Genomic DNA, 18860 nt, shown 5'->3' on the forward strand with positions numbered 1-18860 from the left:
TGGGGGAGATGAAACTCAATGGATAAACGTTTTGTCAAACAACTGTAATTTAAAATAACAAGAATGCATGTTGGGGGTTATATGAGAGTTTTCCCTGTCTACGCACCTAAGCTTATTGTTAAGCATGCGCGCATTTTCCTGACTGGCGTGATATGGGTTAAAGATTTAGGACGATTAGAATTTGAGAAAGGACGTTTTTTATTGCCAAGAAAAAGCCTGCCAAAAGTGAAGCAGGCTATTTTAGAACTGAACGAATTGATTGAAGCGCAGAACCATCAAACCAAAACAGCTTAGATTTCGCTGTTGAGCAGGCCAACAAGTCCAGTGACTTTTTCGTTCCAAGACGCGAGTTCTTGTTGCAGTTGTTGGTTTTGCTCGTTCAGTTGTTGATTATGCTCACTCAAGGTTGAAGCTTTTTGCTTCTCTTCTTCAAGCTCCATTTTTAGAAGCTCGATGGTTTCGAGTGCAGCCTGGATTTTGGTTTCCAGTTTGGACAGTAATTCAAGGCTCATCTGGAGAGTCCTATGGTTTCTGGATGGGACTGTGATTCTAGCAGTGCCAAGAGCATAAGGAATAGTGATTATTACCGTTTGGCGAAAAATCGTCCGATAACTGAGTTCTAATTCAAGTTTTTTTGCATTTGTTATTAACTCGTTAGTATTCTTGGTTTTATTTATTATCGGAATGGCTTATGTCACCCAGCCTGCTCGCCATGCTTCCCCTGTTGCTCACCCTCATTTTGGCTCTGTGGCTACGTCGAACCTTGATTGCGCTCGGGGTTGGTATTATCTCCGGCGCCTTGATCATTAGTCATTTCGACATTATGCAAACCGGCGGCTACTTAGCCAAGATTGGGCTCAAACAGTTTTATAGCCAAGGCGCTTGGCAGTGGTGGCATCTTAATGTTCTGCTCGCCATGTTATTGCTCGGCAGCATGACACAGTTATTGGCTCGGGGTGGTGCCGTCGGGCAGTTTGGTGATTGGCTATATCACAGGGTACGCACCGAGCGTCAGGCGCGCCTTGGGATCGTTTTTCTCGGTTGGTTGGTGTTTATCGATGGCATTTTTAGCTGTTTGGCCGTGGGTCATGTTTGTCAGCCCTTGAGTCAGCGTTATGGCATTCGCAATGAGCAGCTCGCCTATCTGGTCGATTCGAATGCTTCACCCCTCTGTGCTTTATTACCCTTTTCGAGTTGGGGTCCCTATGTGATGGCTTTACTCGCGGGGATAAGCTTTCTACCTATCTCACCGCTGCAGGCCTTTATTGAGGTCGCCGCACTCAACTTTTACGCTATATCCACCTTAGGATTATCCCTGCTGGTTGCTTGGTTTGGGTTGGGATTTCGCCCCTTGAAGATGGACAAGAATCCTCCTCGGATGCAAGAGCTTTCGGCGACGACTGTCACCGAGGCAGATACAAGGGGCAATCCTTGGTTATTGGCTGTGCCAATGTTAACTCTGCTTGGGGCTTCGGTGGGGTTAACCCTGTGGTCAGGGGCACAGCAGGTGGCTGCGTGGGATCTGGCAGAGTGGTTAGCTAAGGCCGATATTGGCGCGTCTATGCGCAATGCTTGTCTGCTGGCGACACTGGTCACCCTTGCGATGTTAAGTTTCTCGGGGCGACGAATGCCTGCGCTATTTGGAGATCTTAGCCATGGTGTGCGTATGATCACCTTTGCCATCGCCATTCTGCTTTGCACTTGGATGATAGGTGCAGTGATCCAAGACTTAGGGGTGGCAACTTTACTGGCCTCGTGGGCCAAACTGTATCTGTCGGCGCAATTGCTGGTGGCGGGAATGTTTTTACTCTGTGCCCTTATGGCATTTGCCACTGGCTCGAGTTGGGGCACTTTTGCGATTATGATCCCGATTGGTGGCGAGATTGCCCACACTATGGATGTTAGTTTGTTGCTGCCCGTATTGGGCGCCGTGATGGCGGGCTCGGTATTTGGCGATCATTGCTCGCCCATTTCGGATACCAGTGTGCTGAGTGCAACCAGTTCCGGTTGTTTACCCCATGACCATGTGGTGACTCAGTTGCCTTTTGCCCTGATGGCGGCGTGTTCGGCCCTGATTGGATTTCAATTGGTGAATTTAGGTGTGGCGCTACCTTTAGTCTGGTTGGCCGTGGTGGGTTGTGGTCTCGGTTTATTTGCCTTGATGGCGCGCTTCTATTCGCCTTGGCCTAAGTTATCGTCGCAGACATAAGGTTCGTTTATCGCTAAAATGGCCGATTCGATTTGAGCCGAAGCCTTTTTCAAGTGTACTGATTTAAGAGAACATCAATATGAGCATTACCCGTTTAGACGTTGGCACCCGCATGAGTAGCATAGTGATTCATCAAGGTACTGTGTATTTGTGTGGCCAAGTGGCAAAGGACAAATATCAAAATATCACCGAGCAAACCACGACCATGTTAGAGGAAGTCGATAGCTTGCTCATACAGGCGGGGAGTTCCCGTGAGCATTTATTGTCAGCGACGCTCTATCTGAAAGACATGGGTGATTACGATGCGATGAATGCGGTATGGGATGCTTGGGTGCCTAAGGGCCATGCGCCAGCCCGCGCTTGTGTGCAGGCAGCGATTGCTGAGCCGGAATATTTGGTCGAAGTTTCTGTGATTGCGGCTGTTGCGCTGTAAGCGCGAAGCGACTCTGCCACTCGGTTTATAACCCTGTTTCGATCCCTATTTAACATCCTGTCACCGAGTGTCATAACTCGGTGGATTTTTATCCTCCTAACACACTCTTTAACTAAGCTATCTAAGCCTGCATATTTTTAGCGCGATAAGTATTCCATTAAATGTGCAGGGACAAGGGGGGGATGATCCACGTATTGCATTGAGAATGCCGCGGCTATCGCATCAATATTCTGTTGCGCTAAATTCTGTTCGATAATGGCAAACGCCCAAGGAGCCTCGGTTTTGAGTTTGAGGTAATAAGGCGTTTCGACAAATTGTGCGAGTGAGTAAGCCGCGCCACCTAAACCATGTCCCCAACCTTCGCTGACATGAAAGGGTCTATTTAGGTGCGCCATAGTAAACTCAATGAGATGGGGATATTGACCGTTATGCCCACCAGTCCAATGACCAATATCAACCGCTAAAATCATTTTTGCCATGTCATCCTCTTAGTTAAAGTTGTTTAGTCGCAATCAATACCCTGCCAAATTCAGCATTAGGCTCAAGGGGCGTGATGGCGGCTATCTGGTCGAGCCTAACGGATTGTCTCGTTTGTTGCTCTTGGATGATAAGCCACTCAGTTTTGTCTGCCCTTGTCTGCGTGGTGATGGCTTGGCCCTGGCATTGCGTGCCATCAATCAACTCCATCTTAAGTTGATAGCCGCGCAGGCAGGCGAGTTCGAGGTAATCGTAGTGCTCACAGGGGATCATCTTATAGTCTGACATTGGCTTATCTCATCTGACTGAAGCTCGCCCCTATTGTGGCAAAAATACTTGTCATTGGCTTTAGCCCCCTTGACTTTATTCCTATCGCTCCCTAGTCTGCTTGTTCAGTAATCAAGGTGGTATGCGATGGAAATAAAATATAATTTAAAACCTGCGTCCGAGCGCCGTACTGAGCAATTCAAGCCCGAGGGGAATGTGGGCTTCGGTAGCCTCAGAACCGATCATATGTTTTTAATGGATTACCGCGATGGTGAATGGCGTGATCCGCGAATTGTTCCCTATGGTCCATTTGAAATGGCGCCGGGTGCAATGGCATTACACTATGGTCAGTCAATCTTCGAAGGCGCGAAGGCCTTTATGCATGAAGATGGCGAGATTTATACTTTCCGTATCAATAAAAACGCCGAGCGGATGAATCGCTCCGCCGATATCGTCTGTATTCCGAATATCGATGAGCAGATGCAAATCGATGCGATCAATGCCTTGATCGATGTGGATCGTCTCTGGTTCCCGATGCAAGAAGGCGCCTGTTTATACATTCGTCCCTTTATTTTTGCGACCGAAGATAGACTCTCTGTTAGCCCAAGTTCACGCTACACCTTCTGCGTAGTCTTGAGCCCTAGCGGTGCTTACTATGCCGCCGGCGTGAACAAAGGCATACGTTTGTTGATCAGTAAGACCTATCACCGCGCGGTATCGGGTGGAACGGGCGCATCTAAGGCGGCGGGTAACTATGCGGCCTCATTGCGTGCGGGTAAAGCGGCAGCGCAGTTTGGTGCATCCCAAGTGTTGTATCTTGACTCGACCAATCAACAGATTGAAGAAGCGGGGGCGATGAACCACTTCCATATTCTGAAAGACGGCACTGTGATTATCCCCACCTTCACCGATACCATCTTAAAATCCATTACCTCGCAATCCATTATGGAGTTGGGTGAATTGCTCGGCTGCGAAATTCGCCAAGAAACCGTGATGCTGGATAAATTTATTGCCGATATCGAGTCCGGCGAAATTATCGAGGCGGGGGGCTTTGGGACTGCGGCCGTGGTATCGGCTGTGGGTTCCTATATTTTTGAAGATGGTCGTGTTGTGACTGTGGGCAACGGCGAAGTGGGTGAGCATATTCAGCGCATTTACAAGCTGTATACCGAGATCCAAAAGGGCCATATTAAAGGCCCTGAAGGCTGGGTGAAGCGTGTCGAGCGTATCGCGCCTTAAGCCATAAAAAATGCAACAACAAGGCTCCCAAGGGAGCCTTTTTTATGTCCACGTTTTGTCCTTTAGGACGGCTGCGACAATGGCTTAGATTGATTGCTAAGCAGTACGAGGCAATCTTTCGCGCTAAGGGGTTTACTGAGTAAGAATCCTTGAACCTGATCGCAACCCTGTTGGGCTAAGAAGTTGAGCTGCTCTTGGGTTTCGACCCCTTCTGCTACCACATTGAGTTCGAGACTGTGTGCCAGGGCGATAATGGCACTGGTAATGGCCGCGTCATCTGGGTCGTTAGTGATATCACGGACAAACTCCCTATCAATCTTTAGGGTATCGATGGGGAAGCGTTTAAGGTAACTCAGACTCGAATAACCCGTGCCAAAATCGTCTACGGCAATGGTTAATCCTAGGGCTTTTAGCTTAGCTAAAATAGTCACAGATTCCTGCGGGTTACCCATGATCATCGACTCTGTCAGTTCGAGTTCGAGTGATGTCGCCGGCAGTCCCGACACCGCGAGTGCCACTTCAATCGTCGAAATAATATCCGCTTTGAGTTGGCGGGCCGATAGGTTAATGGCCATGCTGAAGTCTTTAAAGCCCAATTCATTCCATTGGGCTAATTGTTGGCAGGCGTGGTTAATCACCCAGAGACCAATGTGATTAATAATGCCCGTTTCCTCTGCCAGCGGAATAAATTCTACCGGAGAAATAGGGCCGAGCTCTGCATGGTGCCAGCGGAGCAAGGCTTCTACGCCCGTGAGTGAACCATCGCGCAGGGAGAACTTAGGTTGATAAACTAGGCTCAGCTCATTGCGTGCTATGGCCTGTTTTAACCCCGCTTCGAGCTGTACGTGGCGGGTGGCTATCTCGTTGAGTTCATGGGTATAAAATTGAAAATTATTTCTACCTAAGGATTTGGCATGATACATGGCGGTGTCGGCAAACTTAATTAATGAGTCCGCATTGTCCGCATCGTTGGGATAGAGGCTAATCCCTATCGACGTTGAGATGGCCAGGGATTTATCATCTAATAAAAAGGGGACTTGGAAGGCCCGTAGTACTTTCTCCGAGATCAGGGTTGCCGCCTTAGTTTTGGCAACACCTTCTAAAATAATGGTAAATTCATCGCCGCCTAGGCGTGCAACCGTATCACCCTCTCGCACCGCGTTTTGTAACCGTCCAGCAACCGCTTTGAGCAGCAGATCGCCTATATGGTGACCCATGGAGTCATTGATATGTTTGAATCGGTCCAGATCTAAGAACAGCAGGGCAACGATGTTATTCGATCTATGGGCCTGAGTAATGGCATGGTTGAGCCGATCCTGGAAAAGAGTTCGATTCGGCAGGCCAGTTAAAGTATCGAAGCTGGCGAGGAAACGCAGATCTTCTTCGGCTTTTTTACGCTCGGTAATATCGGTAAAAACCGCCACAAAATGGCTGGTTTCACCTTTGATATCGATGACTTGGTTGATCTCAAGCCAGACTAACAGTGCCTTGCGCCCTCTATTGCGGATCCAAATTTCACCGGCCCAATGTTTATGGCGTAATAGCTGTTGCTCTATGTTGTTAAATAGGCCCCTTTGTTGCCTGCTATAGGCTAGTTGCACTAGATATTTATCGCAAATTTGGCGCTCGGTATAACCCGTAATGGCACAAAACGCCGGATTCACCGAGCGGATCCGATAATCTAAGCTGGCCACGACCACGGCCTCGTTCATGCTGTTGAGCACTTGAGAGGAGAGTATTAGCTCATTTTCAATCAGTTTACGGGAGGTGATATTGCGGCTAGTACCCGTCATGCGTATGGCTTGATGATTGTCGTCACTCTCTACAACTTTGCCGCGCTCTAAGATCCAAACCCAATTGCCAGGTGAGTGTTCAATGCGATATTCGACCTCAAAAAAGGGCGTACGGCCTTGCAGGTGCTCGGCTAATTCATGTTTAAATTTATCTCTATCTTCGGGATGGATGTTTTCATGTAGCAGATGATGGCCGCTCCACTGGGGAATAGCGCTATCCATATTGGTTCGGTAGACTCGGTTTTCTTTAATATTCCAGTCCCACATTCCATCCCCAGATGCCCATAGGGCGAGTTTGAGGCGTTCCTCTGAGGCGCGGATACTGGTTTCAAATTCCCGCTGCTGTTGGCGTTTTCGTTTGCGTTTCGCAATGCTCCACGCCAATAGAATAATGGCGATGAGACCGTAAAAAGCGTAGGCAAGTTGAGTGCGATAGAAAGGGGACTGCACTCTGAGATCGACGAGCAGCGCATAATCGCCTTCACCGTTGTATTGCAGTGAATGACGCACATGTAGCACGTATTTCCCGGGGGTGATATTGGTAAAGGTGATTTCATTGCCCGAAGGTAAATCGTGCCATTGATTATCAAAACCTTCGAGGAAATAGCTAAACCGGTTTTTGCCCGTATAACTGAAGTCCAATGATGTCACCTCAAAACTCACTAGCTGATCATCGTAGTGCATCACTATTTGTGGGGGACGGCTTAGATCTAAGATAGTGTGTTTTTTGCCTGCGATCTTATAGGCGGTTAACGCCACTTTGGCCTCACTGCGTTGATTGGGGATGGTATTGGGATTAAAGCGGTTTATGCCGTGAATGCCGCCAAACCAGAGGTCACCATCACTGTCCTTGAGTTTTACGCCACCATTAAACTCCAGCGCCTGTAGACCTTCTTGCTCATTGAAATTGATGACCTTGTTGGTGACGGGATTCAGCTTGCCTATGCCTGCGTTACTGCTAAACCAAATATCATGTTTTTCATCTTCGAGTAGGGCGTAGATAGTATCGCTGGGTAGGCCCTGCTCGCGGCTGTAGTGGCTAAACTCCACATGGGGTGCATTAGAGGAGAGTTTGCTTATCCCGCCATGGGTTGCAAACCAAGTATCCCCATTGGCTGTGACTAAAATGTCCCGTATGCGGTTATTGATAATGCTGTTTTTGTCTTCGGGTTGGTGGGTAAATACTTGGCCGAATCCCGTTTGCATATCGAGCTTAACCAACCCATTGAGTGACCCTATCCACAGGATATTTTTGTCTGCTTTGAGGGTAAATAACAGATTTTGTGCGGGATAAAAGCCTTCAATATCGGTGAGCGGCACAGAGATAAACTCATCTTTATCTGTGGCTTTGCGATAGAGGGCATGGGAAGTGGCCACCCAAAGCCTATCTTGGCTGTCTATTTCTAGGCTGCGAATATAGTTTGCCTCTGAGGTCTGGTCTTGACTATCGCTGACGTTATGTAGGGTGAACTTACCATTAGTGGTGAGTCGTCCTAAACCATAGTTGCTGGCAAACCAGATGCTCCCCTGCTTATCCTGGGCAATATCGCGCAGTATTAAATTTAGATTACGCAGCTCGACCCCGAGCGCCTTAGCAAAGTGAGACGAATAATACTCGTACTTGTCGCTATCGGCGGGGAGCCGCTTAAGGCCCGCACCTTCTGTGCCTATCCAGAGAGCACCATCCTGGCTGCGAAATAGGGAACGTATGTTATTACTTTGCTGAGGTAGTTCAGTTGTATATTCAAAGAGATGCTGAAAATACTGGCGGCGAGTGTTGATCTTATTTAGCCCTGAGTAGTTGGCACCTAGCCATAGATTACCAAAGGGATCCTGTAACATACTTAAGATATTGTTTTCACTGATACTGTCTGCGCGTTTGGTATCGTATTTATGGTAGGTTGCCGTTAGCTGTCCTCCTTTTCTATCCAATTGGATGAGGCCCGCCTCGGGGCCGACAGCCCAAAAGCGACCAAGGGGTGTTTGAATAAAATCTTTAATATAAGCAATGTTCTTTTCGGTTTGCCATAGCACTTCACCCTGTTGACTGATGAGATCGTAGTGCCACAGTTGATTACCAAGCGCCAAAGTAATAGAGCGTGTCGAATTGGCTTTAATCTGGTGGGCGGTCAAGTTTTGCGGCACATTGAGGCGGGTAATAGTGTTGCTGCTGACCGCAAAGGTGCCGCTATTTTTCGAACCCGCGAGCAAATAGGTGTTTTCAACATTGGCAAGGCTAGTGATATAGGGTTCGGCATTGTTCCCTAAGTTGACTTTACTGATCCGCTGCGTTTTGGTTGATAGGGAAAATAGCCCCCCCTGAGTGCCGATCCAGAGAGTATTGCCAACGATATTGAGTTTAGTCACCCTCAGATCGGTTAACCCTTGCTCTTGCCCGAAACGCTCAAAGGAGCCCGTCTTGAGATCGAGTCGATTTATCCCTTGGCTAAAGGTGCCCACCCAAATGTAGCCATCGGCATCTTGGATGATATCTGAAATATAAGTTTCAGAAAGGCTAGTAGGATCGTTAGGGGTGTGGATAAACAGGTTAAAGTGATGGCCATTGTAGCTATGCAGGCCATCTTGCGTGCCAATCCAAAGCATGCCAGCACTGTCCATAAATAGACTGGTGATAGTGTTTTGATTGAGTCCGTTCTCGCTGCTGAAATGTTCAAACTTAAGTTGAGTATTAGCTGCACTTAAAGGTATGGCTAGCCCTTTGAGTGAAAAACTACATACACTCAGGACGCAAAGAGCGATTAGCACTAGTCGATGGATTGGTAGACTCAAATTTACCCCTATCAAATAACCCTTTTATCCCCTAGTACGGGTGTCATTCACCTTGGTTTTATTGGGGGATAGCGTATAACCGAGCAAATACACTCATTCAGTAAAAACAAAGGTAGATCAGCCCAACATTGGCGTATTCACAGGGTATTAGCATATTTATTATTTTTATGCGGCCTAGGAAGCTTAGCATTTTTTACAGTACGCCAACATACAATTAGTCGTTCTTTTGTGGAAGGTATATACATAAAAAAAGACCTTGCCGGAAGGGGGGAAGCAAGGTCTTTGGTTGAACTATTTAAGGCGATAGGGGCTGTGGCTCAGTTATTGATATTACCGAGATCCAGATCCTGATAAACGACTATAAACACTCGCTCGGTACTCGCACTAAGCCTTCCATAAGTACCCGGGCACTGCGGCTCATAATGGCTTTAACCACTGTCCATTCATCATCAACGAGTGACGCCTCTGCGCCAACCCGTAATGTGCCTGAGGGATGGCCGAAACGCACTGCGCTTTTTTGACCACCACCTGCGGCGAGATTGACAAGGGTGCCGGGAATTGCCGCCGCCGTACCAATCGCAACGGCAGCCGTGCCCATCATAGCGTGGTGTAGTTTGCCCATAGACAGGGCGCGTACCAGTAGGTCAATTTCATCTGCATTGACGGTTTTACCGCTAGAGGACACATAGGTCTGTGGTTTAGCGACAATGGCAATTTTAGGCGTGTGCTGGCGTGATGCGGCTTCATCTATATGTGAAATCAAGCCCATACGCATTGCGCCATAGGCACGAATCGTCTCAAATTTAGCCAGTGCGGCGTTGTCGCCGTTGATCGCATCCTGTAACTCAGTGCCTGTGTAGCCTAAGTCCTCTGCATTAATAAAAATGGTAGGAATGCCTGCGTTGATCATAGTGGCGTTAAAGCTGCCAATACCCGGCACTTCTAGCACATCGACAACATTACCCGTAGGGAACATGCTGCCTCCTTCACCACTATTATCACCATCAGCAGCCGGGTTCATAAATTCGATTTGCACTTCGGCGGCGGGAAAGGTCACACCATCGAGCTCAAAATCACCGGTTTCCTGCACTTCACCATTAGTGATGGGCACATGGGCGATAATGGTTTTGCCTATGTTGGCCTGCCAAATTCGCACGGTACAAATGCCATTTTGTGGAATACGTGCCGCATCAATTAAACCATTGCTGATGGCGAAAGCGCCTACGGCGGCGGTTAAATTGCCACAGTTGCCACTCCAATCGACGAAGGGTTTGTCGATCGCGACTTGGCCAAACAGGTAGTCGACATCGTGATTCGAGCGGGTGCTCTTAGAGAGGATCACTGTCTTGCTGGTGCTCGATGTGGCGCCGCCCATACCATCGATCTGTTTGCCGTAAGCGTCAGGGCTGCCTATCACGCGCAGTAATAACGCATCGCGGGCGGGGCCGGGGACTTGGGCGGCTTCGGGTAAGTCTTGCAGACGGAAGAACACGCCCTTACTGGTGCCGCCGCGCATATAGGTTGCGGCGACTTTAATTTGTGGGGGATACACTTTATCGCTCATGCTATTGGCTCCAAAGGGAATAGCGGTTATGTGCATAGATCATGCTCGATATCAAAGGCTGGTTTCCCTATGGGGAAGCTTGCCTATTGATATCGAGTGACCTTGAGTTAGTCAGCGGTTAGTTCAGGTTCGGTTCAAGCAAGGTTCGATTCAAGAAAGTCCTGCGCGAAGCGTTGCAATACGCCGCCAGCCTCATAGATCGACACTTCTTCTGCGGTATCGAGGCGACAGGTGACTGGCACTTCGACGCGCTCACCGTTTTTACGGGTGATAACCACAGTTAAGTCCGCTCTTGGTGATGGCGTGCCGAGTACATCGAACACTTCCGTGCCATCTATGCCATAGGTAGCGCGGTTTTCACCCGCCTTAAACTCCAGCGGTAACACGCCCATACCCACTAAGTTAGTGCGATGAATGCGCTCGAAGCCTTCGGCGACAATGGCCTCAACCCCCGCTAAACGCACGCCTTTGGCAGCCCAGTCGCGTGATGAGCCTTGGCCATAGTCGGCGCCCGCGATAATGATCAGCGGCTGCTTGCGATCCATATAGGTTTCAATCGCTTCCCACATGCGGGTGACTTGACCTTCGGGTTCGATACGGGCAAGTGAGCCTTGTTTCACCTTACCATCGACAATCGCCATTTCGTTTTTAAGCTTAGGGTTAGCAAAGGTTGCGCGCTGGGCAGTTAAGTGATCGCCCCTGTGGGTGGCGTAGGAGTTAAAGTCCTCCTCCGGCAAGCCCATTTTGTGCAGATATTCGCCCGCGGCGCTGTCCATCATAATGGCGTTGGATGGCGATAAATGGTCTGTGGTGATGTTGTCACCCAATACTGCCAGCGGTCGCATGCCCTTGAGAGTACGTTCGCCCGCTAAGGCGCCTTCCCAATATGGAGGGCGGCGAATATAAGTGGATTGCGGGCGCCAATCGTATAGTGGGCTGATTTTTTGGCCGTAATCGACGACTAAATCGAACATGGGTTCGTACACTTTGCGGAACTGCTCGGGCTTAACGCTTTTGGCAATCACAGCATCGATTTCTGCATCCGATGGCCAAATATCGATAAGTTTGATGGGGTTACCGTCTTTATCTAAGCCCAGTACATCCTTTTCGATATCGAAACGTATAGTGCCCGCAATCGCGTAGGCGACCACCAATGGCGGCGATGCTAGGAACGCTTGCTTTGCATAGGGGTGAATACGGCCATCGAAGTTACGGTTACCGGATAACACGGCGGTGGCGTATAAATCGCGGTCGATCACTTCCTGCTGGATCACAGGATCCAGCGCGCCGCTCATGCCGTTACAGGTTGTACAGGCAAAGCCGACGATCCCAAAGCCGAGTTGCTCAAGCTCGGGTAGCAAATTGGCTTCTTCTAAATAGAGTTGCACCGCTTTAGAGCCGGGGGCGAGTGAGGTTTTGACCCAAGGTTTGCGGCTCAAGCCTTTAGCGTTGGCGTTGCGAGCAATCAGACCCGCGGCAATCACGTTGCGAGGGTTACTCGTATTAGTACAGCTGGTAATCGCGGCGATGATCACAGCACCATCAGGCATTAAACCGGGCTCGTTTTCGACTACGCCACTAATACCACGTGCCGCGAGTTCAGATGTGGGCACCCGTGCATGTGGGTTTGACGGGCCCGCAATGGTGCGCACCACCGAGGATAAATCAAAATGCAGTACGCGCGGATAGTGCACTTCGGTCAAGCTGTCGGCCCACAAACCTGCGGTTTTGGCATAGGTTTCAACCAGTTTAACTTGTTCGGCTTCGCGGCCCGTTAAGGTTAAATAATCCAGCGTTTGTTGATCGATATAGAACATGGCGGCGGTGGCGCCAAATTCAGGTGTCATGTTCGAAATTGTGGCGCGATCGCCCAGTGTCAGCGCCGCTGCGCCTTCACCGAAGAACTCTAAATAAGAGGAAACGACTTTTTGTGCGCGTAAAAATTCGGTGAGCGCTAATACTATATCGGTAGCGGTAATACCTGGTTGCGGTCTGCCCGTTAACTCAACCCCGATAATATCCGGTAGACGCATATAGGATGCGCGCCCCAGCATCACGCTTTCGGCTTCTAAGCCGCCAACGCCAATGGCGATCACGCCGAGTGCATCTACGTGTGGCGTATGGCTGTCGGTGCCGACTAAGGTATCCGGGAAAGCAACGCCGTCACGGGCATGGACCACGGGCGACATACGCTCTAGGTTAATTTGATGCATGATGCCGTTCCCTTGCGGGATAACATCAATGTTTTTAAAGGCCTTTTGCGTCCAATTGATAAAGTGGAATCTGTCTTCGTTGCGTCTGTCTTCGATGGCGCGGTTTTTGGCAAAGGCATCTTTATCGTAGCCGCCGTATTCCACTGCGAGGGAATGATCCACAATCAGTTGGGTTGGCACTACAGGGTTTACTTTGGCCGGATCGCCACCCTTAGCGGCAATGGCATCGCGCAGACCCGCAAGGTCAACGAGGGCTGTTTGGCCTAAAATATCGTGGCACACCACGCGGGCAGGAAACCAAGGGAAATCCAACTCTTGTTTAGATTCAATAATTTGTTTTAGCGAGGCGGTTAAGTCCGCCGGATCGCAGCGGCGGACTAAGTTCTCTGCTAAAACGCGCGAGGTGTAGGGGAGTTTGGTGTAGCTGCCGGGAGCAATGGCTTCAACGGCCTCACGGGTATCGAAATAGTCGAGTGCAGTGCCTGGTAAGGGCTTGCGGTACTGGGTATTTATGATAGTGCTCATAACATCGGTGCTCATCACATGATCTATTGGAGATCTTAAAGAGAAACTGACGCCTTAGCGCCAGTTCATGTTTTTAAACATTAACGGTTAGCAATCGGCACCACTTTACGGGGTGCGACGCCCACATAATCGGCACTTGGGCGAATGATGCGGTTGTTAGAGCGTTGCTCCATCACATGCGCCGCCCAACCCGTTACCCGTGAACACACGAAGATTGGGGTAAACAATTTAGTCGGAATGCCCATAAAGTGATAAGCGCTGGCGTGGAAGAAGTCAGCATTACAGAAGAGTTTTTTCTGTTCCCACATCAGGGCTTCACAGGCAACCGATACGCGATAGAGGCGATCATCGCCATAATCGGCGGCCAGCTTTTCAGACCATTCTTTGATAATGGCGTTACGTGGGTCCGATTCGCGGTAAATCGCGTGGCCAAAGCCCATGATCTTGTCTTTACGCTCTAACTTACCCATCAGAATATCGCGAGCATCGGCTTCATCTTTCATATCTTGGATAAGTTCCATCGCCGCTTCGTTTGCGCCGCCATGGAGTGGGCCGCGCAGTGAACCGATAGCACCTGTCACGCAGGAATGCATATCTGACAGGGTTGAAGCGCATACACGGGCGGTAAAGGTTGATGCGTTAAACTCATGTTCTGCATAAAGAATGAGGGATACATCCATCACTTTAGCATGCAGTGCCGACGGCGCTTTACCGTGTAATAGGTGGAGGAAGTGGGCGCCAATTTGCTCGTCTTGGGTTTCGGTGTCGATACGCACGCCATCATGGCTAAAGCGATACCAGTAACAGATGATCGATGGGAAGGCGGCCAGTAAACGGTCGGCAATTTCACTCTGTTCGCTAAAGTTATGCTCGGCTTCTAAGTTACCCAACATTGAACAGCCAGTGCGCATCACATCCATTGGGTGAGTGTCGGCGGGAATACGTTCTAACACTTCTTTTAATGCCTGTGGCAGGCCGCGCAGACTTTTGAGTTTGGTTTTGTAGGCGTCTAATTGGGCCTGGGTTGGCAGTTCACCGTAAAGAATAAGGTAGGCAACCTCTTCGAAGGTGGCGTTTTCGCCTAGATCCTTCACATCATAACCGCGGTATGTGAGACCACTGCCTGAAACGCCCACTGTACTTAATGAGGTTTCCCCAGCGCTCTGACCACGTAATCCTGCGCCACTTAACTTTTTAGCTTCTGACATAATTCTTCCCTTCCGTTAACTCTGTTTAGTATTGCCAGACCTTATTAGGCTACTGGCTTTTATGGGTTAATGCTGCAAGGCATAAGGCCTGAACGGTTGAGTGCCTGTTGGGTTCAACTGAGTGTAGGGTTGCAGCTTGTCGGTTATTTATCTTGGTTAAACAGTTGATCTAACTTGTCTTCAAAGGCGTGGTAGCCCAAATACTTATACAGATCCGTGCGGCTCTGCATAGTGTCTAATACATTGCGTTGATGACCGTCATTCATCAGCGCTTGCATCACCTTCAATGCCGCTTGGTTGGCCGCACGGAAAGTGCCGAGGGGATACAGCACCATATCGGCGCCCGCTTCGGCGAGTTCTTCTTTATTGAATAGCTGGGTTTGGCCAAATTCGGTCATGTTCGCCAAAATCGGGGCGTTAACCTGGGCCTTGAAGTGGCGATATTGGTCCAGCTCGGTTAAGGCTTCGGCGAAAATCATATCGGCACCGGCGGCAATATAGGCTTTGGCGCGCTCGATTCCTGCTTCTAAGCCCTCAACGGCGACCGCATCGGTACGCGCCATGATCACAAAGTTAGGATCGGTGCGGGCATCGACGGCGGCTTTAATGCGATCGACCATTTCTTCGGTGCTGACTACGGCTTTATTGGGTCTATGGCCACAGCGTTTTTGTGACACTTGGTCTTCCATATGCACGGCAGCGACGCCGATTTTTTCGAATTCTTTGATGGTGCGGGCGATATTGAATGCGCCGCCCCAACCAGTGTCGATATCGACCAACAGAGGCAATTGGGTTGCCGAGGTGATGCGGCCCGCATCGATCAGCACATCGTTCATCGACGTCATGCCTAAGTCGGGCAAGCCGTAGGAGGCGTTAGCGACACCGGCTCCAGAGAGGTAAAGGGCTTGAAAGCCGGTTTGCTCTGCCATTAAGGCAAAGTAAGCATTGGTGGTGCCAAGGATTTGCAACGGTTTGGCGTTGGCGAGGGCTTGGCGAAAACGTAATCCTGCACTTTGGGTCATGGTCTTTGTCCTTATCTTTCCTGTAGGCATATTGGGCCGCATGTACTTAGCGTTAGTTGGCTAAGGTGTCTTTAGCGGCGGCATTGGCTTGCAATTCAATCAAACGTAATTCGGTATTTTTGCGGCCTTGTTCTATATGGCGGCGCATGAGGAGTCCCGCTAATTCACCATCGCGCTGGGCTATGGCTTCCACTATGCGTCTGTGTTCGGCAATGGCTTTAACGGGGCGATTCTGATTGGTGCACTGGTAACGGTACATCCGCAGTAGGTGATACAGGCCGCCGATTAAGGTTTCCTGCAGATGTTTATTGCCACTGGCTTGAATGATTTGGTAGTGGAAATCGACATCACCTTCCTCTTGGAAATAGGTATCCCCCTTAATCAGCGCCGCCTCTTGAGCCGCGAGCAGATCTTCTAACTTAGCGAGTTGCTCTGGGGTGATACGGCTGGCGGCCAGTTCGCAGGCCATGCCTTCGAGTACGCTACGCAGTTGATATAAATCGTTAAGTTCGCTCACTGTCAGTTGGGCAACGCGGGCACCAATATGGGGGGCGCGCACGACTAAGCGTTGTCTTTCTAAGGTTTGCAGGGCTTCGCGGGTTGGGCCGCGGCTGATGCCGTATTTTTCGGCCAGTGCTTGTTCGTTAATCTTGCTGCCCGCTGGCAACTCGCCTTTGATGATGCTGGTTTGGATCTGCACCAAAATCTGATCGGCTAATGTGGTCGAGGTTTTTTCGGGAGTAACAGATTTCACCTTGTCGGCCGTTTGGCTTGGGGTGTCATCAATTGGGAACCTCGCGTCTTGCTTTAACATAGCGCATCACTATTCAGAGGATTGTCGACAATGGATAAAAAATAGCCCTCTATCGGAATGTTGTCAACAATGTGATTAATTTGTATATGTCCACATTATAGGGGTACTTTAATTAAATTTTTGATTAATATGGTTTTATTGTTAATTTGTAATTTTATTAATTTTTTGATCTAAAGTTTTAAATGAAATATTGTCAACAATTTCTGGTTTTAATCGTTGTGAAAAAGAGGGACTGGGGCAGAGCAAAGCCCAAAAATGGCGTAGTGGGGGGAATTCTATTAGTGAGTGGCATGGGGCTATATTCAAGCAGCCCCGGTGACCCAACAGCCCCTAGGGCATGGTTGGGTATATTTTGATGAGGGAACCTAAATGAAAGCCACTTAAATGATAGTAGCTTAGTGAGCTGTGTGATTAGTGCTGGTGGCGTTATCGCTTTGTGTTTGCGGGCTATGGAGCAGGCAATGGATCTGTTGATCTTTTTCAGCCCAAAGCTGATTTAACCAGCGCTGGAATTCGACACGGTATTCGGACTCGGAAAAATAACGGTTAGCATCGACCTGAGGAACGGGGAGAGCGCGCACTCGAACTATGATTTTATTCACTTTACCATTCATCACGCCAAACAGAATATCTTGAGGCGCATCTGGGTAGACAATTGTCATATCCAGCAGGTTAGTAAATTGTTCGCCCATGGCTGACAGGGTAAAGGCGATGCCTCCGGCCTTGGGACGTAATAAATATTGATAGGGTGAATCCTGACGCTGGCGCTTATCCTCGGTAAAACGGCTGCCCTCAACATAGTTGATAATTGAGGTAGGCATATTCTTAAATTTTTCACAGGCACTGCGAGTCGTGGCTAAGTCCTTCCCCCTAAGCTTAGGGTTCTTTTTGAGTTTTGCTGGGCTGGTTCTGTCCATAAATGGCATATCCAGCGCCCAGCAACCTAGGCCCATAATGGGCACATAGATCAGTTCTTTCTTGAGAAAAAACTTCAGCATAGGGATATGGTTGCGCAATAAGTAAGTTTGCGCCGCGATATCAAAACCACTCAGATGGTTGCTGATCAGTAAGTACCAGCCATTTTTGTCAAGTCCATCAAGCCCTTGAACATCCCATTCGATTTTAGCGATCAAAAATAAGATGCCGCCATTACAGCTTGCCCACGCCCACATAAAGCGGTTCATTAGTGCTGTGACCGCATTACGGGCCCCTTGCACTGGCATCAGTATTTTCACTAATCCGCCGAGGCAAACCAGCGAGCCCCAAAGGGCGGTATTAATGATCAATAGGCTCAAGCTGAGAATAAACAGCAAGGGACCGGGAAGAAAATTCAACATATTGGCGTCACCCTTATTCTTTATGCACTTGGCCAGCGAGTTGGCTTATCACTTGATCCTTAGTGAGCCAGAGCTGATTTAACTGTTCTTGAAAGCCAATTTTGAAATCACGGTCATTCATATAATCGCCGCGCATGGCGGGATCGATATCGGATATTTTGATGTGTACTTTAACGCTTGGCAGCTTGCCTGTCAGGTAGTCCCAATAGCTGGGGACCTGATCGGGATAGTAGATAGCCACATCCACTAACTTATGGATTTGGTCTCCCATGGCCGATAGCGCGAAGGCCATGCCGCCCGCTTTGGGTTTTAACAAGTGTTGGAACTGAGAGTTTTGCTTCTTATGCTTGGCTTTGCTGAAGCGTGTGCCTTCAACAAAATTCATTACACTCACGGGCTTAGCTTTAAACTTAGCGCAAGCTTTACGTGTAATTTCAATATCTTTGCCCCTTAACTTGGGGTTTTTCTTAAGCTGCGCTGTGCTATAACGGCGCATAAAAGGAAAGTCCAGCGCCCACCAGGCGAGTCCAAGTATGGGCACAAAAATCAGTTCCTGTTTTAGGAAGAATTTGAGGAAGGGGATCTTGTGGTTAAATATGCGCTGCAGGATCAAAATATCCACCCAAGATTGGTGGTTAGCGATCACCATGTACCACTCTTTGGTTGAAAATTGGGTATCGCCCGTTAGCTCGATTTTTACCGGATGCAGTAAACGCTCAATGACACCATTAACACTAATCCAGGCACTGGCACAAAAATCGAGTACATAGCTGGTGGCCGTTCTTAGTGGGGCAAAGGGGATAAGTTTGATCACACTGCCCAAGATAATCGGGATCGCCCAAAATATCGTATTAACGACATAGCCTAAGAAGGCTATACAGCCTTTGATCTGTGAAAACAGCGTCACTATTTAGCGCCCCCTGACAAAAATTGGAGGCCTATGTTACTCGGTGTCGGCCTTTGGCTCAA

General features: G+C 49.1%; 15 protein-coding genes. 4 read left to right on the forward strand and 11 right to left on the reverse strand.

Features of this window, described 5'->3' with window-relative positions; genetic code table 11:
- Positions 1 to 81: 81 nt before the first annotated feature.
- On the forward strand, positions 82 to 294 hold the full coding sequence (locus JFT56_RS01540) for a DUF1107 domain-containing protein (RefSeq protein WP_011070699.1): 213 nt from the start codon (positions 82 to 84) through the stop codon (positions 292 to 294).
- Here the strand turns inward: JFT56_RS01540 and JFT56_RS01545 are convergent.
- Positions 291 to 512, reverse strand: a complete 222-nt coding sequence (locus JFT56_RS01545) for a cell division protein ZapB (protein WP_198781992.1) — start codon at positions 510 to 512, stop codon at positions 291 to 293. The two genes, JFT56_RS01540 and JFT56_RS01545, sit on opposite strands and share 4 nt — an antisense overlap.
- Positions 513 to 691: 179 nt before the next feature.
- Here JFT56_RS01545 and JFT56_RS01550 point away from each other — a divergent pair, with 179 nt between their 5' ends.
- Positions 692 to 2209 (forward strand): Na+/H+ antiporter NhaC family protein, encoded by a 1518-nt coding sequence (locus tag JFT56_RS01550; RefSeq protein ID WP_198781993.1) that lies wholly within the window; start codon positions 692 to 694, stop codon positions 2207 to 2209.
- Between the two features lie 79 nt (positions 2210 to 2288).
- Entirely contained in the window at positions 2289 to 2642 is a 354-nt protein-coding gene (locus JFT56_RS01555) for a RidA family protein (protein WP_198781994.1), read from the forward strand.
- A 137-nt stretch (positions 2643 to 2779) separates the two neighbouring features.
- On the opposite strand, the gene JFT56_RS01560 is transcribed toward JFT56_RS01555, so the two are convergent.
- Entirely contained in the window at positions 2780 to 3121 is a 342-nt protein-coding gene (locus tag JFT56_RS01560; protein WP_198781995.1) for a hypothetical protein, read from the reverse strand.
- 13 nt (positions 3122 to 3134) lie between these two features.
- A complete protein-coding gene (locus JFT56_RS01565; protein WP_198781996.1) occupies positions 3135 to 3407 on the reverse strand; it encodes a Rho-binding antiterminator in 273 nt (90 codons plus the stop codon).
- A gap of 126 nt (positions 3408 to 3533) precedes the next feature.
- Here JFT56_RS01565 and JFT56_RS01570 point away from each other — a divergent pair, with 126 nt between their 5' ends.
- Positions 3534 to 4625 (forward strand): branched-chain amino acid aminotransferase, encoded by a 1092-nt coding sequence (locus JFT56_RS01570; RefSeq protein WP_198781997.1) that lies wholly within the window; start codon positions 3534 to 3536, stop codon positions 4623 to 4625.
- 62 nt (positions 4626 to 4687) lie between these two features.
- Here JFT56_RS01570 and JFT56_RS01575 read toward each other — a convergent pair whose 3' ends face one another.
- The 8 genes from JFT56_RS01575 to JFT56_RS01610 form a co-directional block, all read right to left on the reverse strand.
- Complete coding sequence (locus tag JFT56_RS01575) at positions 4688 to 9223, reverse strand: EAL domain-containing protein (protein ID WP_198781998.1); 4536 nt, start codon at positions 9221 to 9223, stop codon at positions 4688 to 4690.
- A 343-nt stretch (positions 9224 to 9566) separates the two neighbouring features.
- A complete protein-coding gene (gene prpF, locus JFT56_RS01580) occupies positions 9567 to 10772 on the reverse strand; it encodes a 2-methylaconitate cis-trans isomerase PrpF (protein ID WP_198781999.1) in 1206 nt (401 codons plus the stop codon).
- Between the two features lie 134 nt (positions 10773 to 10906).
- Entirely contained in the window at positions 10907 to 13510 is a 2604-nt protein-coding gene (acnD, locus tag JFT56_RS01585) for a Fe/S-dependent 2-methylisocitrate dehydratase AcnD (protein ID WP_198782000.1), read from the reverse strand.
- An 80-nt stretch (positions 13511 to 13590) separates the two neighbouring features.
- Positions 13591 to 14718: a bifunctional 2-methylcitrate synthase/citrate synthase gene (gene prpC / locus JFT56_RS01590; protein WP_198782001.1), complete on the reverse strand. Its 1128-nt coding sequence runs from the start codon at positions 14716 to 14718 to the stop codon at positions 13591 to 13593.
- Positions 14719 to 14861: 143 nt separating this feature from the next.
- Positions 14862 to 15740, reverse strand: a complete 879-nt coding sequence (prpB, locus tag JFT56_RS01595; protein WP_198782002.1) for a methylisocitrate lyase — start codon at positions 15738 to 15740, stop codon at positions 14862 to 14864.
- A gap of 52 nt (positions 15741 to 15792) precedes the next feature.
- Entirely contained in the window at positions 15793 to 16554 is a 762-nt protein-coding gene (locus tag JFT56_RS01600; RefSeq protein WP_198782003.1) for a GntR family transcriptional regulator, read from the reverse strand.
- A 395-nt stretch (positions 16555 to 16949) separates the two neighbouring features.
- Entirely contained in the window at positions 16950 to 17891 is a 942-nt protein-coding gene (locus tag JFT56_RS01605) for an acyltransferase (RefSeq protein ID WP_198782004.1), read from the reverse strand.
- A gap of 13 nt (positions 17892 to 17904) precedes the next feature.
- On the reverse strand, positions 17905 to 18801 hold the full coding sequence (locus tag JFT56_RS01610; protein ID WP_198783471.1) for an acyltransferase: 897 nt from the start codon (positions 18799 to 18801) through the stop codon (positions 17905 to 17907).
- Between the last annotated feature and the right edge of the window lie 59 nt (positions 18802 to 18860).

This window comes from Shewanella putrefaciens, from assembly GCF_016406305.1.
GTDB lineage: Bacteria > Pseudomonadota > Gammaproteobacteria > Enterobacterales > Shewanellaceae > Shewanella > Shewanella putrefaciens_C.

Excerpts from the sequence above, each read along its gene's own strand:
- JFT56_RS01540 (WP_011070699.1), top strand. The coding sequence starts at position 82 with ATGAGAGTTTTCCCTGTCTACGCACCTAAGCTTATTGTTAAGCATGCG.
- JFT56_RS01570 (WP_198781997.1), top strand. The coding sequence starts at position 3,534 with ATGGAAATAAAATATAATTTAAAACCTGCGTCCGAGCGCCGTACTGAG.
- prpB (WP_198782002.1), bottom strand. The coding sequence starts at position 15,740 with ATGACCCAAAGTGCAGGATTACGTTTTCGCCAAGCCCTCGCCAACGCC.
- JFT56_RS01550 (WP_198781993.1), top strand. The coding sequence starts at position 692 with ATGTCACCCAGCCTGCTCGCCATGCTTCCCCTGTTGCTCACCCTCATT.
- JFT56_RS01605 (WP_198782004.1), bottom strand. The coding sequence starts at position 17,891 with ATGTTGAATTTTCTTCCCGGTCCCTTGCTGTTTATTCTCAGCTTGAGC.
- JFT56_RS01565 (WP_198781996.1), bottom strand. The coding sequence starts at position 3,407 with ATGTCAGACTATAAGATGATCCCCTGTGAGCACTACGATTACCTCGAA.
- JFT56_RS01560 (WP_198781995.1), bottom strand. The coding sequence starts at position 3,121 with ATGGCAAAAATGATTTTAGCGGTTGATATTGGTCATTGGACTGGTGGG.
- JFT56_RS01545 (WP_198781992.1), bottom strand. The coding sequence starts at position 512 with ATGAGCCTTGAATTACTGTCCAAACTGGAAACCAAAATCCAGGCTGCA.
- JFT56_RS01555 (WP_198781994.1), top strand. The coding sequence starts at position 2,289 with ATGAGCATTACCCGTTTAGACGTTGGCACCCGCATGAGTAGCATAGTG.
- JFT56_RS01600 (WP_198782003.1), bottom strand. The coding sequence starts at position 16,554 with ATGTTAAAGCAAGACGCGAGGTTCCCAATTGATGACACCCCAAGCCAA.
- prpC (WP_198782001.1), bottom strand. The coding sequence starts at position 14,718 with ATGTCAGAAGCTAAAAAGTTAAGTGGCGCAGGATTACGTGGTCAGAGC.
- prpF (WP_198781999.1), bottom strand. The coding sequence starts at position 10,772 with ATGAGCGATAAAGTGTATCCCCCACAAATTAAAGTCGCCGCAACCTAT.
- acnD (WP_198782000.1), bottom strand. The coding sequence starts at position 13,510 with ATGAGCACTATCATAAATACCCAGTACCGCAAGCCCTTACCAGGCACT.